Consider the following 15361-nt stretch of genomic DNA (forward strand, 5'->3'; position numbering starts at 1 on the left):
CATCTAAGGTTCGGCCCAGCACATCATCGTTCAGATGTTCACTATAGATCCCAGGCGAAATCAGCAAATCGATAGGCTTATCAGAGAAATATTCAGGAACTAAATAGAGGGCTTGAGAATGAAATCCGAGTGCATTAAGCAACATCGCTGCAACTGCTTGACCATGACTGACATGGCATGGTTTAGTTTTAGGGATGACATGATCAATGTAGTCAATTAACCCAACATGTTTAATAAAACCAGCAACCAATCCTAAATGCCCATAATCATATACGTCTACATTATCGAAATTCATAATCACCATCCAAAAAGTCATAATTGATCACTTTTTGATAACAATGTCAATAACTTAAATTAAAAATGTGATGTAAATCACAAAAAAAACATGTTAATTAATCATTTTTTGAACAGCGGAATGTAAGAACTATACAAGGTTTCTTTTAAATACTGATGCATCTGTTCTAACGTCGTAACAGCATCACAGGCATAACCTTCTGTATTCAATGCTAATAAAACACCTTCATTAAGTAGTTTATCATCTTCAACTAATAAAATTTTCATATTGATTCCCGCCCTAAGACAGTCAAAAGTATAACTTTAAGCTATGCAGCATACCTTAAGATTTAAGGCAAGTATGGCTAAGATCTAATGCCTGATTCAGCACTTCTGTCTGTACCCTAAATAATCCTAATAAAGAATGGAATAAATTATCATGTGAAACAGTTCTATTTTTAGCCATTTGTTGCCAACAGGCTAAATCAAGTTGTTCTTGTTCTACCCATGAATCAGAGAACCAAAACATAAATGGAATATGCGTTTGCTCTTTAGGCGCTATCATATAAGGTGCAGCATGAAGATAAAGCCCATTTTCACCTAAAGATTCACCATGATCAGATAAATAAAGCATGCTCGTCACAAATCTATTTTGTTTGAGCAATAGATCGATTGTTTTATCTAATACAGTATCAACATACAAAATTGTATTATCATACGTATTGATTAATGATTCTTTATCACAAGATTGAATTTGGTTTGTTTCACACGCCGGCTTAAATTGCCCTGGAAAACTAGGAGGATAACGCTGATAATAAGATGGTCCATGGCTTCCATTTGTGTGCAGAACAATGAGAGTATCTTGTGTTTGTTTATTAATAAAATCCTCAATATTTGACAATAGATGCTCATCATAACAAAGGCCTAGAGGGCATTCAGATTCAGGAGTGAAATGAATAATTTGCTCATTTAATACATTATCACAAACCCCCTTACACCCCTCATCATTTTCACGCCATAAAATTGAAACGCCAACTCTACTCAGAATATCTAATACGTTATCTTCAGACTTAGCAATTTTAGGATTATAATGCTCACGAGTTAAATTAGAGAACATACATGGCACTGAAATAGCCGTAGCAGTTGCACAAGATGACGCCTGCTCAAAATTAATCAGGTTTTCTATAACAGCAAGCTTCGGATTAGTTAATTTTTCATATCCATTTAATGAAAAATTTTGAGCCCTTGATGTTTCACCTAATACAAAAATCATTAACTTAGGCTTATGAGTTATTTCTGTATTTTGAGGTTTAATTTGTTTAGCATCTAACCCAATTTGTTTATAAGGGACAGGTCGTTCAAACCTCATATTCAGATACTTAACACCCGCAACAATATAATTTGACGGTGTCAATTGTTTAATAATTTGGTTATTATTTCTAAAGAAACTTGCATAGTAATTGTAAATTGGCATACTTGAAATTAATAATACTGCAATCGAGCTGGTAATGATAAATATTCTGATTTTTAGCAAGGTGCCTAAACTTCGCTTTATCAGTGTTATCTTAAGCAAGAATATACTAGGCAATATGCCTACCAATACAATCCAAATTATCATATATGGAGTCATTAATGCAATTGCTTCGCCTGTATTGGTTTCCATGATATTTAATAGCATATGCAAATCAACATAAATATTAAAGCTCAATGAAAAATACCCAAAAGATGCACTTAACAATAATAACAATATTGGAATTATAAAAGTATTTTTCCATAAGACTAATGTCAAAAGAATGTTAAGGATACAGACAGTAAATATTAGCATTGCAAAATAAAAATAGAGATTACTCATGCTTGCATCTGGTATTAGAGAATAAATGTTTTTCCAAAATGCTAAATTAGGTACTATACTCATAAAAAGTGACAACAAAAGTATCAATTTCCATTCAGCTATTTTTATTTTTACTCTAAACATAACCATTGCATTCCTATTTACTCATCAAAAAAACAACATTGTGATAATTGATTAATTTAATTAGCACAGACCATATAAGTCATAGTATAAAGACTTAAGCTTAAGCTAACCTTAAGCCATACAATTTAGTAACACTCACCCTGCAAAGTAAATAAAATATTGATTTTAAATAAAAAATAGAGGGGTTCATAAAGAATTATAATACACCCACTTACAAATCTATGCATTTTTGTCATAAGTCTTAAGCCTTTCTTAAGTTTTCATCGATATGATTTACTCATAGATAATAAACCTCAGGGGGCGATATGAAACTCAATCTAAATACTCTGCATCTTGTCACTATCGAGCCTAATGATGTAGCTTGGCCAAAAGTACAACAATACGTACATGATAGGTATAAAATTGCATTCGATGCACAACTCAATACTTTCATGCCTCATTTCATGGCATTATTTGATGACAAAGAGGAAATTCGTTCACTTTGTGGTTTTAGAGAAGGAAGGAACAACACCTCTCTATTTCTAGAAAATTATTTAGATGATTCAGCAGATCACATACTGAGTTTACATTTTCAAACCAATATCAATAGGGAAAAAATGATCGAATTTGGTCAATTAGCTTCATTTTCAAGGGGAATTTCGGCCTATCATTTTTTACTTATGACCGAAAGGCTTGTCGAAATGGGATATGAATGGTGTATTTTTACGGCAACAGATTTATTACATGCATTAATTAAGCATATGGGTTTACAAACGACATTAATTGCTTATGCCGACCCGAAACGGGTTGCTAATGCTGAAAAAATCTGGGGACACTACTATGAACACCAACCTAGAATTCTTGCAGGTAATCTGATTGAAGGTGCTAAAGCCTTACGCTCTCATTTTAATAGTATTCAATCTATTCCTTGCGTATTAGATACCAATCACCATCAGGCTGGTTAGAGGGGTATATGAACACACTTTATCAATTAATAACCAAACAGGCTCTCATTCGCCCTAGCCAAATCGCCTTACATGGTGAGGACTATTTAGGAGTGATAAAAGAGCTCAATTATAACCAATTGATTATTGAAATTGATAAATTGGCAAAAATCATAACTGAACTAGAGATACGGTGTATTGCATTACGATCTCATAATTGTATAGATTGGGCATTAATTGATCTAGCAGCATTAAAATGTGGTATTCCACTCATTCCTGTACCGCTCTTTTTTTCAACTAGCCAAGTTACGCACTTACTTACCTCTAGTGGCGCAGATTGTTTAATTGGAGACTGGTTACATACTGAACACTTAGATAACACAATAAAATATACGAATGACATTGCTAATATGCCTGTCTACCGAATCAAAAATACGGTATCAAAAGCGTTAATTGATGGCACGATTAAAATTACGTTCACATCAGGCTCAACTGGTATGCCTAAAGGTGTGTGCTTAAGCGAAAATAATTTGATTAATGTTTCGCTAGCACTTGCTAACGCAATTGAAATCAAACCAAAATGCCACCTCACTATACTCCCATTATCTACTTTACTAGAAAATATCACAGGAATTTATGTCCCCTTATTATTAGGAGCAAAAAGTTATTTATTCCAAGGTAAACGCGTCGGTTTAATGGGTTCAAGTCAGTTAGATATTCATCAATTTGCAGCATCAATTGCGCAATTTAAACCTAATACACTTGTGTTAACTCCTGCCCTCTTAAAAGCTTTAATTGCAGTGACAGCACAAAACCCTGCACTAGCAAGTCCACTACAGTTTGTCGCAGTAGGTGGTGCAAGAGTACCAGAGATTTTAGTTAATCAAGCTAAGGCACTCAATATTCCAGTGTATGAAGGCTATGGATTGTCAGAATCAGCATCTGTCGTATCTTTAAATACTCCTACACACCAAAAAGCAGGAAGTTGTGGCAAAGCACTATCCCATGTTGAAACGTTTGTGGATGAACAAGGTGAACTATTTATCAGAGGAAATATTGCATTAGGATATATTGGTGCCCCATTCAACCAAGAATGGTTAGCAACAGGTGATATTGCAAAAAAAGATACGGATGGATTTTTAACGATTTTAGGACGTAAAAAAAATATCATTATCACCAGCTTTGGACGGAATATTTCACCAGAATGGATTGAGTCGGAATTAAGCTCACACATCCCTTTTATTACCTATCTTATTTTTGGTGAAGGTCAAGATAAGCTAGGGTTATTAGTCGATCTACCTACTGAATATAGACAATATGCTATGAATTCAGAAGCGCTAATCGATTTCAAAAAAATGATTGTAGATAGCCTAACAAAATTTAATACGACTTTACCTGATTATGCACGAATTGCTGATATTCGGATTATTAAAGATTTAACTTATCAACCTGGTTTATTCACGAATAATGGCAAAGTAAAAAGAGAAAACATCAATACCTGTTTAGACCAAATTGAATCAAAAGCACTTGATTCAATTCATATCCAACTTTAGGGGGCTTTATGAACACTTTCTTTAATACGTTAAAACACGAAACAATAGCTGCAAGAGAAGACATGTTAAATGCGCCTGTCATTGGATTGTGTCAACAAGGTGGCATAACATTACCTATCTATGTCTCATTTTTAACTCAAGCCTATCATCATGTGAAACATACCGTACCATTATTAATGGCATGCGGTGGCAAACTTGATAGTGAATATGAATGGGTTAGAAAAGCATTAGCTGAGTATATTGAAGAGGAGTATGGGCATCAAGAATGGATATTAAGAGATATTAAACACTGCGGTGGAGACGTTGATGCTGTTCGTCATAATACAGGAATCGGTGCAGTCTGTGAACCAATTGAATTAATGGTATCTTATCTCTATCACCAAATAGATAGGCAAAATCCTATGGGATTTTTTGGCATGGTATGGGTACTTGAAGGCACAAGTGTTGGTATTGGGGCATTAATCGCAAAACAAATACAAACCACATTAAAGCTAGAAAGTAAAGCTCTCAGCTATCTATTATCTCACTGCGAATTAGATCAAGATCATATTAAGTTTTTTGAGACATTAATGAATCAAGTCACAAAATTAGAAGATCAGAAAGCCATTATTCATAGTGCTAATAGAGTGTACTCTCTTTACGGACAAATGCTTCGTAAATTACACCCTTAAAAGCTCTTTTTATAACCCTATTGATTAATATAGCTTTGGAGGCACTATGAACATCAACAATAAAACTATTCTACTAACAGGTGCCACAGGTGGAATAGGTAAAGCCATTGCAATTGATCTTGCTTCAAAAGGTGCGAATATAACCTTGGTTGGTCGTAATCTAACTGAACTAGAATCAATGGTTATAGAACTAAAAAGTCGATATCAAAATCAATTTATGTCATATCTGATTTGCGACCTATCTTCATCTAATGGAGTCACATCCCTTAATGAATTTGCATTCGAGTTAGCTCGAGAAGGAAAACCAATTGATATTTTGATCAATTGTGCTGGCATCAACCAATTTCAATTTTTTGCACAACGCAACCCGTCATCAATAAGACAAGAAATGGACATTAATCTCATGGCCCCTATGCTAATTTGTCAATCGGCTATCAGTTGGCTTAACAAGCCAGGTATTATGATGAATATAGGGTCGACTTTCGGAGCTATTGGCTATCCTGGTTATGCAAGTTATTGCGCCGCTAAAGCTGGTTTACAAAGATTCAGTGAAGCATTAGATAGAGAACTTGATGGAAGCGGCATCAGAGTCTTATATATCGCTCCTAGAGCAACACAAACTAAAATTAATACAAAAAGTGTGGATGCATTAAATAAAAGTTTAGGTAATCAAACTGATACACCTGAAATTGTGGCAAAAGCAGTGATAAACTCAATAGAGAAAGAGATCGCAATCCAGTGGCTAGGCTGGCCAGAGCGTCTATTTGTTAAAATTAACCAATTATTTCCTTTTATTGTGAGTCATGTGATCCATAAACAACAAGATAAAATACACAACTTTATTAATCAAAATAATCACGATAGCATCTAGATAAACACATGTATGATAACTATATTTTAGAGAACAACTCTAAAGGAGAATAATATGAAACGTTCATTAATCACCCGTGCAATCGCTATTTCAAGTATTGTTATATCAACCTCAGCATGTGCGATTGACACAAAAGAACTAAAAGTTGCACAAGATAGCTGGGCGAGATGTAATTACGGAAACTGGAGCGCTGATAGCGCTAAGAGTAAATGCTTCGAACAAAGCATTGAAAGTTTAGAAAAAGCCATAAGTCTTTATCCAACTTCTGATGAGTTAAAGGTTTGGCTCGCAATTGATAAAGCATCTTTAGCAGGGTCTGTCGGTGGTCTCACTGGGCTTGGTTATGCAAAAGAGGCAAAAAGCTTGCTTGAGGACGTGATTACAAACAGTCCAAATATCCTCGATGGCTCAGCTTTAACCTCTCTAGGTACGCTATACTATAAAGTACCTGGTTGGCCAGTAGGCTTTGGTGATATGGATTTGGCTGAACAATATCTAAAACAGGGATTAGAAATCAATCCTGATGGCATAGATAGTAACTATTTTTATGCTGATTACTTAATTGAGGCTGGTAAAAAAGCAGAAGCTGTGACATATTTGAATAAAGCACATTCTGCAGCGCCTCGTCCTGGTCGTGCTGAAGCAGATGCTGGCAGACAAAAAGAGATTAACGCCCTTTTAGATAAAGTGAACTGATTCATGCGAATTTTATTAATAGAAGATGATAAATTGTTAGCGCGGTCAATAATAACTGCGCTAACAAAACAAGGTTTAACTGTCGACTGGCTTGATAGAGGTGCAAATGCCCATCATGCTTTAAAACAAGAAAGCTTTAGCGCTGTACTATTAGATCTCACCTTACCTGATATTGATGGTCTGATTGTTTTAAAGAAAATTCGTCAATCAGGCGAATCGATTCCTGTTATCATCTTAACTGCTAGAGATGATATTAAAGATAGGGTAAATGGATTAGATGCTGGTGCAGATGATTATTTAGGTAAACCTTTTGCAGTAGAAGAATTGCTCGCCAGAATTAGGGTTCACGTTAGACGTCAAAGCGGTAACCTAGAATCCAAAATTGTTCTTGATAAATTGTCACTTGACATGAGCCAACAACGTATTGAATATCAAGAGATTGAGGTAAAACTAACCAAAAATGAATACAAAATTCTAAGTACACTTATATTACATGCAAATAAGGTAATGACAAAAGAATCACTACAACAAACACTCAATGGGTGGGACGAACTTGCAAGTGAGAATGTAATTGAAGTACATTTGCACCACATTCGAAAAAAATTACCAGATATTGATATTAGAAATATACGCGGTGTGGGTTATATTCTGAGTACTTAACTCACTTAAAACTAATAATAATTAACCTTACTTCTGTTTAACCAATGAGTATTTGGAAGTTTTTATCAATGAACGATAACCTATGACAGCAAAACCATTTTCGATTAAAAAAAGGTTAATTCTTTCAATTTTAACTGTCTTAATTATTTTCTTAACCATTGCAATCACTATGGCTTATTTATTTGCCCGTCATGAAATTGAAGAAGTATATGATGCTCATTTAAGTCAATCAGCCAAAATGTTAGAAAGTTTTATGAATAACCTTTCTGATGACACAATTACCCATCAAGAGCATGCTCTTTATCAAGCTTGGTTTGATGCAATGGTAACAGCTAGACAACCTGAAAAAAAAGCGTTTACCACAGGTCATCCCTATGAGCAAAATTTTATTTTTCAAATCTATCAAAATGGCAAGCTTATCTGGCAATCGAATACCTCACAACTACCAATCCACCACATTCCTAATTTCCAAGGGTTTGCTGATATTATTGTTAACCATACTAATTGGAGGGTCTTTCAGCTACCAGTCACGGATAATCAGTTAGATGATTCAAATACAAACCAAAGTTATATACTTGTCGCTGAAAATAGTGAGATCAGAAATGAGATAACCAATGAAATCGCGTTATCTTCTGCTCTCCCCTTAATGCTATTAATACCTATATTATTAATTTTAATTATTTTATTGATAGATAATAACTTACAACCTTTAAATACCTTACGCATAGCGATTTCTCAGCGACATGCTAATAAACTAGATCATATTTACCTTGCTAATCCACCTACTGAATTAACCTCACTTGTCAGTACACTTAATCAGTTACTCACTGAATTAGAACACGCTAGAGAGCGTGAAAAACGATTTACCTTAATGGCCGCCCATGAATTAAAAACACCGTTGACAATACTGAGGTTAAATGCACAAAATGCCATGACCTATCAAGATCAATATGAGCGTTTGGATGCTTTTAAGAATATTCTCGAAGGCATCGATAGAACTGATAGACTGATACAACAATTACTGACGTTTGCTAAGTTAGAACAATTAAAATATATCGATAAAAAAGAAATTGATTTAGCTTCCGTGATTAAAAACGAGATAGCCTCTTTAGCACCTTTTGCAATTAAACAAAATCAAGAGATCAGCTTTGAAGGTGAACCTATCAATTTTAATGCAGATGAACTGCTCATTCCGCTTTTATTTAGAAATTTGATTGATAACGCTATTAGGTACTCAGGTTTTGGTAGCACGATTACGATCAAATTATTTTTCGATGATTCATCTATCACCATCATCGTCTCAGATACGGGTGAAACCATCCCTGATGAAGTTAAACTGAGATTATTTGAAAATTTTTATCGTGGTCACGCAGAAAATGGACAAGGGGCAGGATTGGGGATGTCTATTATCAAAGAAATTGTTACGCTACATGATGGCTCAATCTCAATCAATAACTTCGAGGATGAACATGGTAAATTAGGAAATCACTTCAAAGTCATGTTTAATCGATAAAATAGGACTTATTATCATCTTTTGACTCATGACAATAATAAGCCCTTTAGTATTATTTTAATACACTCATTGCAGCGTCATAGTTTGGTTCTGTACCAATTTCGGATACTAATTCAGCATGAATGACTTTATTATCAGCATCTAAAACTAATACAGCCCTTGCTGCAAGTCCTTTTAATGCACCTTCAGCTATTTTAACACCATATACTTCTAAAAAATCACTTCTGAATGTTGAGGCGGTTTTCACATCCTCTAAACCTTCTGCACCACAAAAACGACTTTGAGCGAAAGGGAGATCTGCAGAAATACAAATCACTGTTGTATTTTCAACATGGCTTGCTAAATCATTAAACCGTCTTACTGATGTAGCACAAACGCCTGTATCTACACTTGGAAAAATATTTAAAACTTTACGCTGCGTACCATACAGATCTAAAGTAAGATCAGATAGGTCGGCTGCAACTAAATTAAACTTAGGTGCGCTTTCGCCTACTTTTGGAAAATTACCTGACAAAGCAACAGGTGTTCCTTTAAACGTAACTGTATTTGACATCTTGTTTCTCCTGAGTTAACAAATAAAAAATGCACTGCTTACAATTAAACCAAACACTCACAATAAAACCTTTCTTACTTTATCACATTTAGTCTATTTTAACGTAGCAATAAAGGCATCGTTTTGCCTTTATTGCTAGATCACCATAATGATAAAATTTTGCTTAATTTTGCAAACACTTCATCATACTCTTCTCCTGCGTCACTATCTAGCACTATCCCTCCTCCAGCAAAGCAAATTAGAGTGCCTTCGCTATCAAAATATAAAGATTCATCCTCTAAAGATGAATGATTTGCCATGCAGTGAATATGCGCCAAGTTATTCAATTTCTTGCTACTAGGCGTTGCAATTAACGTTCTTATCGCTATATTGCTATCTAAATTACCACATACACTGATATACCCAATCGTTCCACAATAGATAGAGCGTTGAGTCGTTTCAAGTGACTCAATAATTTGCATCGCACTGACTTTAGGAGCGCCTGTAATCGAACCACCTGGAAAACAGGCCTTAAGTAATTGTGCTGCACTAACACTTTCTGGTAAATGTGCACTAACAGTACTAACTAAATGATGAACTGCTGGAAATGACTCTATTTCAAAAAGCTTAGGGACAGTTACTGAGCCTGGCTTTGCAATTTTACCTATATCATTACGCAATAAATCGACAATCATGACATTTTCAGCACGATTTTTCTCAGAATTTTGTAGCCATTGTTTGTTCTGCTCATCTAATTGAGCGTCTTGTGAACGTGGTATGGTTCCTTTAATTGGTTTAGTTGATACAACGCCTTGGGAAAGCTTTAAAAACCGCTCAGGAGAGGCGCTTAACACAACGCCTTGTGGTAAGACACAGTATGACGAAAATGGCGCTTGATTGGCTTCTAACAAGTCTAAAAACGCTTTCCATAAAGTACCTTTGTAATTTGCCTCAAATGCTTGAGTGAGGTTAATCTGATAACACTCCCCTGCTTTAAGCAATTCTTGAATTTTGGAAAATTGGGTATTAAATGTGGCTTGTGAAATAAGAGGTATAAATGGCTTAGTTAATTCAAAGTATACAGAATGTTGCTTGAGTACTAACGTTTTAGCAACCTCGGTTAATTGCTCAAATCGCTTATTAGCATGCTCATGTGAATGGGATTGAATCAAGCATTTTAAAGTTTTATTTAGTTTATCGTGAATCCAAACTACATCGTATAACCCAACAGCCATAGCAGGCAGTTCATCAATTTTTTCAGCTATATTAGGAATACTTTCTTCTGTTCGCGCTAAATCATAACCAAACAACCCAAGGGCACCACCTTGAAATGGAAGATCTTCAGTTGTAATGGCCTGCCAATTAAGTTGTTTAACCGTTTCATCTAGCACATCAAAAGGAGAGTCTTGCTTCTTTATTGTACTCAACACTTTACCTTCTTTTAGAAAAGATTGAGATTCAGAACCATACTCATATTCAGTAATAGTTGTAATTGATTGAATATTTTGCCCCTTATTCTGGGCTAAGTCACTTTCTGATTGTCCATCATGATTAATAACAGATTTAGCCTGGTTAATAGGCAATAAATCAGTAACAAGCGTAATTTTAGGATGGCTGACTAAAATATCATATTGACAATCAGGGTGATTAGAATCACCTGAATGAAGCAACATTGTCCAAGGAGTAGAAGAAAGTGCCCCAGCAAATTTCAGTATAAAATCTGATGAATAAGGTAAGTTAAAAACAAATGCTTTGGTGCTTAATGACGACATTGAAATTCCTTAATTTACTAATGTTTTTTTAAGTAAATCATAAAGCAATTGACTAGGCAAGTAGAAGTAAGAAAAAGAAAGAAGAAATGAAAGGAATATAGATAGACTATTTAAATTCTGTCTATACTATATTTAAAATTAAATACTCACAACACCAATCAATTATTTGAATTAAAAATACAATTTTGAAACATATTAAAAGGCATTAACACTTAAATGATTACAGCACTAATGCCTTTAACTTGATACAATACACCCTAATTCATTATAGAATATCGAGTAACTCGACCTCAAAAACTAGAGTACTAAATGGTTTAATCATACCACCCGCTCCTCTTTCGCCATAAGCTAATTGATATGGTATAGTCAATTCCCATTTAGAACCAACAGGCATTAAGCATAACGCTTCAATCCAACCTGCAATGACGCCATTAACAGGAAATTCAGCAGGCGTGCCACGAGCTACTGAACTATCAAAAACCTCACCCGTTACTAATTTGCCTGTATAGTGCACACTTACTCGATCAGTTTTAGTTGGGATAGCTCCCTCACCTTGCGTAATAATACGGTATTGAAGGCCAGTTTCAGTGACATTGACCCCTTCATTTTTTGCATTATTTTCCAGATACACTTTTCCAGCTTCAGCCTGAGCATGAATGTGTGCTTCACGTTTTTCTTCTGCTTTTGCATGCATTGCTTGAAGCGCTTCATGAATATCTTCAATAGCAATAGCAGGTTCATTACCTTTAATGGCATCAATAATGCCAGCTAATAAACCTTCAGGTACCATATCATTCATACCTGATTCTTGCAATTGCTGACCTATTTGCAGACCAATTCCATAGCTAGCTTTTTGTTCTAAACTTGTTAGTTGACTCATTTATATACCTATAATAAATTGGGGTTTGAACAATTATGAATAAATCAATTTGCCAATTAGCACCCTAAAATGACAACGCCAGCTTACGCTGGCGTTGAATAAATTATCGAAAGCAATATTATGCTTCAGCAACAACTTCTAAATTGATATTTACAAATACTTCGCTATGAACTTGTAATGTAATTTCAAATTCACCTGTATTACGTAAAACACCATTTGGTAAACGAACTTCGCTTTTTGTTACCGCTACACCAGCAGCAGTAATTGCATCAGCGATATCACGTGTACCAATTGAACCAAATAAACGACCTTGTTCACCTGATTTAGAAGCAATAGTCACTTTACCAAGTGATTTAATTGTTTCTGCGCGTTGGTTTGCAGCTGCTAAAGTTTCAGCTAATTTAGCCTCTAATTCAGCACGACGCGTTTCAAAGTAAGCAATATTGTCTTTAGTTGCTGGTACAGCTTTACCTGTCGGCACTAAATAGTTACGCGCATAACCTGGTTTAACTGTAACTTGGTCACCCAAATTACCTAAGTTAGCGACTTTATCTAATAAAATAACGTGCATAAGTATATCCTCTTATTCAATCGCTTACTTGTGGTTATCCGTATAAGCTAACAATGCAAGGAAACGAGCACGTTTAATTGCACGAGCTAATTGACGTTGGTACTTAGCAGCTGTACCTGTAATACGACTTGGTACAATTTTGCCACTTTCAGTAATGTAATTTCTTAAAGTATTGATATCTTTATAATCAATCTCTTGCACACCTTCTGCTGTAAAACGGCAGAATTTGCGACGACGGAAGTAACGTGCCATAGGGCTATTCTCCATGAGTTAAAAAGTCTATTTTTTCAGCATGCAAAACCAATTTTGCCAAGCCATTTTTAGACTCGTGCTGGGAAATAAATCCTGCAATATTGATTTTACTACCAATGACTAACTGTTTTGCAATCGGTTGTAGTGCTAATCCACTTGCCACAACAGATATTTTACACCATGCTTGCCTTTTAAGTCCTGCTTCTATCTGAAAAGATCGATGTTCAACAAGGAAAGTAGCATGAGGTATACCTGATGGACTTGTTTTATTTTGTACTGGTTTTACAACCACGCATTCTAAAACTAAGCGATTTACCACAACAATAATATTACTCTACGCTTTCAAAATCAGAATCATCGTTAACATCTACATCATCAGATGAGAAATCATCACGACGCTCACGGCGATCGCTTACTTTCATCATAGGAGATGTTTCAGTAACAGCATGTTTTACGCGCATAATCATATTACGAATCACAGCTTCGTTATAACGAAATAACGTTTCTATCTCATCGATTACTTCTTGTGGCGCTTCTACATTCATAAGAACATAGTGTGCTTTTTGCAATTTATTAATTGGATAAGCGAGTTGACGACGACCCCAGTCTTCAAGACGGTGGATTTGACCTTTTGCTTCAGTAATTAAATTACTGTAGCGCTCGATCATGCCAGCAACTTGCTCAGATTGGTCCGCGTGAACCATAAATACGATTTCATAATGACGCATCGTTAAGAGCCCCTTTCGGTTTAGTAAGCTTCCTGTCTAGGCAACCGCAACCTATGGAAGCAAGGAACATGAATTTTTAGCGGTTGAAAAAAGACGTAGAATTATATCTATAATAAAACTGAAATACAAGCTAAATAACGTGATGTTCGACTTTTTTGTTGCACAATTTGGGAGGATATGACATAACTTACAACTAATTAAGACTGCAATCATAATTGGAGAATGTACTGGTATACTGATTTCGGACACTCATTAAGAGGTGATAGAATGAGTATCATTAAATAATAAGGGTAGAATTATGACCAAGAAAACACGGCGTGTTTTTATTGCTGAATTCAAACTGGAATGTGTCAAATTAGTGACTGAGCATAATCATTCGGTACAAAAAGCAGCTCAAGCAATGAATGTTAGTTTATCAGGGCTAGGCAAATGGGTTAAACAGTATAAAGATGAACAAAATGGCAAGGTAGCATCTGGTTCAGCGATATCTCCAGAACTAGTTGAAATACAGAAGCTTAAAAAAGGCTCCTGCTTTGCTCATGATAGACACTCCGAACAATTCTTGACAATCAAGAAACTCGAGCAAAGCTACCCAGTGCAAACATCATGTTCAGTATTTAACGCCAATCGCAGTAGTTATTATTACTAGCGAGAATGTATTGGTTCTATTAATAAAACAGAAATTGAATTGCGCAGTTTGATAAGTAAAGCTTTCACTGATAGTCGAGGCTCTGCTGGGGCAAGAACCATATCGGCAGATGGCATTCGTTATTCACGCTATATCATTAATAAGCGAATGAAATTAATGGGATTGATCAGTAAGCAAGCATTAATACACAAATACAATTTGGCAGATACTGAGCATGTTGATATTCCAAATCATTTAGATAGGCAATTTGCTGTCACTGAACCAAATCAAGTCTGGGCTGGAGATGTGACTTATATTTGGACAAGCCAAGGTTGGTCCTATCTCGCTGTAGTGATGGATCTTTTTGCACGAAAACTGATTGGGTGGGCGATGTCAAATTCACCAGATAGCAATCTCACATGTAAAGCGTTGGCCATGACTTTTGAAGCAAGAGGCAGACCTACTAGGTTGCTTTTTCATATATGTTGAACTTTAAAATTTGCTCTTTGTTATGCTGTTAATTTAATATTCATATTAAATATCTTGATCTCTTGATCTTTCAATGTCAAGCATTTTCATCGATCTCGGGTATATATAAATGAAAATTGCTATATTTGAAAAAGTTTCATCCTAAATCCATGTATAAAAAGAGCCATTTTCATATCAAAAAAGCTCATAATAAAATCAATAAAATACATTTTAAACAACCACTTAAATACTTACCATTTAAAAGTTAACCTTAAGCATCTAAAATAGTTGTTAAATACCTTCTGCCAAGCAATAACTATAATTATTTTTTACTCCCAATATCAGATTAAATATATTTATACATATAAATAAAAAATATATTTTTTATAAAGGAT

General features: G+C 35.1%; 19 protein-coding genes. 9 read left to right on the top strand and 10 right to left on the bottom strand.

Going from position 1 to position 15361, the window contains the following annotated elements; translation table 11 throughout:
- The 3 genes from BMW37_RS12745 to BMW37_RS12755 all read right to left on the bottom strand — a co-directional run.
- A partial coding sequence (locus BMW37_RS12745; RefSeq protein WP_177168673.1) for a DUF4277 domain-containing protein occupies nucleotides 1–295 on the bottom strand: 295 nt, incomplete at its 3' end.
- A gap of 101 nt (nucleotides 296–396) precedes the next feature.
- A complete protein-coding gene (locus tag BMW37_RS16010) occupies nucleotides 397–561 on the bottom strand; it encodes a response regulator transcription factor family protein (protein ID WP_177168672.1) in 165 nt (54 codons plus the stop codon).
- 55 nt (nucleotides 562–616) lie between these two features.
- Nucleotides 617–2248: a phosphoethanolamine transferase gene (locus tag BMW37_RS12755; RefSeq protein WP_177168674.1), complete on the bottom strand. Its 1632-nt coding sequence runs from the start codon at nucleotides 2246–2248 to the stop codon at nucleotides 617–619.
- Nucleotides 2249–2553: 305 nt separating this feature from the next.
- Between BMW37_RS12755 and BMW37_RS12760 the strand changes: the two genes are divergently transcribed.
- The 7 genes from BMW37_RS12760 (at nucleotide 2554) to BMW37_RS12790 (ending at nucleotide 9135) form a co-directional block, all read left to right on the top strand.
- Nucleotides 2554–3192 (top strand): thermostable hemolysin, encoded by a 639-nt coding sequence (locus BMW37_RS12760; RefSeq protein ID WP_093321838.1) that lies wholly within the window; start codon nucleotides 2554–2556, stop codon nucleotides 3190–3192.
- Nucleotides 3193–3200: 8 nt separating this feature from the next.
- Nucleotides 3201–4724 carry an AMP-binding protein gene (locus BMW37_RS12765; RefSeq protein WP_093321840.1) on the top strand — a complete coding sequence of 508 codons (1524 nt, stop codon included), beginning with the start codon at nucleotides 3201–3203 and terminating at the stop codon, nucleotides 4722–4724.
- 8 nt (nucleotides 4725–4732) lie between these two features.
- Complete coding sequence (locus BMW37_RS12770) at nucleotides 4733–5395, top strand: iron-containing redox enzyme family protein (protein ID WP_093321842.1); 663 nt, start codon at nucleotides 4733–4735, stop codon at nucleotides 5393–5395.
- A gap of 46 nt (nucleotides 5396–5441) precedes the next feature.
- On the top strand, nucleotides 5442–6266 hold the full coding sequence (locus BMW37_RS12775; protein ID WP_093321845.1) for an SDR family oxidoreductase: 825 nt from the start codon (nucleotides 5442–5444) through the stop codon (nucleotides 6264–6266).
- Nucleotides 6267–6320: 54 nt separating this feature from the next.
- On the top strand, nucleotides 6321–6962 hold the full coding sequence (locus BMW37_RS12780; protein ID WP_093321847.1) for a tetratricopeptide repeat protein: 642 nt from the start codon (nucleotides 6321–6323) through the stop codon (nucleotides 6960–6962).
- A gap of 3 nt (nucleotides 6963–6965) precedes the next feature.
- The gene (locus tag BMW37_RS12785; protein ID WP_093321850.1) at nucleotides 6966–7622 is read left to right on the top strand and encodes a response regulator; all 657 of its coding nucleotides are present in this window, start codon (nucleotides 6966–6968) and stop codon (nucleotides 7620–7622) included.
- Nucleotides 7623–7704: 82 nt separating this feature from the next.
- Nucleotides 7705–9135 (top strand): sensor histidine kinase, encoded by a 1431-nt coding sequence (locus BMW37_RS12790; RefSeq protein ID WP_093321851.1) that lies wholly within the window; start codon nucleotides 7705–7707, stop codon nucleotides 9133–9135.
- Between the two features lie 52 nt (nucleotides 9136–9187).
- Here the strand turns inward: BMW37_RS12790 and tpx are convergent, their stop codons facing one another.
- The 7 genes from tpx to rpsF form a co-directional block, all read right to left on the bottom strand.
- Complete coding sequence (tpx, locus tag BMW37_RS12795) at nucleotides 9188–9688, bottom strand: thiol peroxidase (RefSeq protein ID WP_093321854.1); 501 nt, start codon at nucleotides 9686–9688, stop codon at nucleotides 9188–9190.
- Nucleotides 9689–9828: 140 nt separating this feature from the next.
- On the bottom strand, nucleotides 9829–11439 hold the full coding sequence (pabB, locus tag BMW37_RS12800; RefSeq protein ID WP_093321856.1) for an aminodeoxychorismate synthase component I: 1611 nt from the start codon (nucleotides 11437–11439) through the stop codon (nucleotides 9829–9831).
- Nucleotides 11440–11704: 265 nt separating this feature from the next.
- Nucleotides 11705–12319 (bottom strand): BamJ family beta-barrel-assembly machinery protein, encoded by a 615-nt coding sequence (bamJ, locus tag BMW37_RS12805; RefSeq protein WP_093321859.1) that lies wholly within the window; start codon nucleotides 12317–12319, stop codon nucleotides 11705–11707.
- A gap of 118 nt (nucleotides 12320–12437) precedes the next feature.
- Nucleotides 12438–12890 (bottom strand): 50S ribosomal protein L9, encoded by a 453-nt coding sequence (gene rplI, locus BMW37_RS12810; protein ID WP_093321862.1) that lies wholly within the window; start codon nucleotides 12888–12890, stop codon nucleotides 12438–12440.
- 24 nt (nucleotides 12891–12914) lie between these two features.
- A complete protein-coding gene (gene rpsR, locus BMW37_RS12815; protein WP_093321864.1) occupies nucleotides 12915–13142 on the bottom strand; it encodes a 30S ribosomal protein S18 in 228 nt (75 codons plus the stop codon).
- A 4-nt stretch (nucleotides 13143–13146) separates the two neighbouring features.
- Nucleotides 13147–13467, bottom strand: coding sequence for a primosomal replication protein N (gene priB / locus BMW37_RS12820; protein ID WP_177168675.1), 321 nt, complete (start codon nucleotides 13465–13467; stop codon nucleotides 13147–13149).
- Between the two features lie 4 nt (nucleotides 13468–13471).
- A complete protein-coding gene (gene rpsF, locus BMW37_RS12825; RefSeq protein WP_093321869.1) occupies nucleotides 13472–13870 on the bottom strand; it encodes a 30S ribosomal protein S6 in 399 nt (132 codons plus the stop codon).
- 298 nt (nucleotides 13871–14168) lie between these two features.
- On the opposite strand from rpsF, the gene BMW37_RS12830 reads away from it, so the two are divergent.
- A complete protein-coding gene (locus BMW37_RS12830; RefSeq protein ID WP_093321872.1) occupies nucleotides 14169–14519 on the top strand; it encodes a transposase in 351 nt (116 codons plus the stop codon).
- A 39-nt stretch (nucleotides 14520–14558) separates the two neighbouring features.
- The gene (locus tag BMW37_RS12835) at nucleotides 14559–14987 is read left to right on the top strand and encodes a DDE-type integrase/transposase/recombinase (RefSeq protein ID WP_143047658.1); all 429 of its coding nucleotides are present in this window, start codon (nucleotides 14559–14561) and stop codon (nucleotides 14985–14987) included.
- Nucleotides 14988–15361: the final 374 nt, after the last annotated feature.

Source organism: Thorsellia anophelis DSM 18579, from assembly GCF_900111395.1.
In the GTDB taxonomy this organism is placed as follows: Bacteria; Pseudomonadota; Gammaproteobacteria; order Enterobacterales; family Thorselliaceae; genus Thorsellia; species Thorsellia anophelis.